This window comes from Sphingomonas panaciterrae, from assembly GCF_036890205.1.
GTDB classification, from domain to species: domain Bacteria; phylum Pseudomonadota; class Alphaproteobacteria; order Sphingomonadales; family Sphingomonadaceae; genus Sphingomonas; species Sphingomonas panaciterrae.
Genome location: NZ_JAKNQR010000039.1, coordinates 1 through 836 on the forward strand (window position 1 = coordinate 1; position 836 = coordinate 836).

The 836-nt window shown below is 65.2% G+C and carries 1 pseudogene; it reads left to right on the forward strand.

The window, feature by feature from the left end:
* Positions 1–836: pseudogene (locus tag L8F96_RS18555) on the forward strand (IS3 family transposase); the annotation flags it as partial.

Consider the following 836-nt stretch of genomic DNA (forward strand, 5'->3'; position numbering starts at 1 on the left):
ATCTCGGACCTGACGCTCGACAAGCTGATCCTGCAGGAGGCGGCACGGGGAAACTTCTGAGCCCCGCGCGGCGGCGGCGCTGCATCGATCGGGTGCAGACGGTGTTGATGGTGTCCGAGCGGCGTGTGTGCCGTGTGCTCGGCCAGCATCGATCGACGCAGCGCAAGGTGCCGCGCGGGGCGGATGACGAAGAGGCGCTGACCGAGGACATCATCGCCTTGGCGAAGCAATATGGGCGATATGGCTACCGCCGGGTGACGGCGCTGCTCCACACCGCCGGTTGGTCGGTGAACCACAAGCGGGTCGAGCGGATCTGGCGCCGCGAAGGGCTGAAGGTGCCGCAGCGGCACTCGAAGCGCGGTCGGCTATGGCTCAACGACGGCTCCTGCATCCGGCTGCGGCCGGAGTATCCGGGGCACGTCTGGGCCTACGACTTCGTCGAGGGACGCACCCACGACGGACGCAAGTTCCGGATCCTCACCATCATCGACGAGGCCAGCCGGGAGTGCCTCGCGCTCATCGTTGCGCGTCAGCTCAACCACGAGGATGTGCTGGCTGGGCTCGCGGAGCTGTTTATCGATCGAGGCCCGCCAGCCCACATACGGTCGGACAATGGCAGCGAATTTATCGCGACCGCTGTGCAGACCTGGCTCGGGCAGATCGGCGTGAAGACGCTCTACATCACGCCCGGTTCGCCGTGGGAGAATGGCTATAACGAGAGCTTCAACGGGTCGCTGCGCGACGAACTCTTGAACGGCGAGATCTTCTACAGCCTTGCCGAAGCCAAGGTGCTGATCGAGGCTTGGCGCCGCCATTACAACACCGTCCGGCCGCAT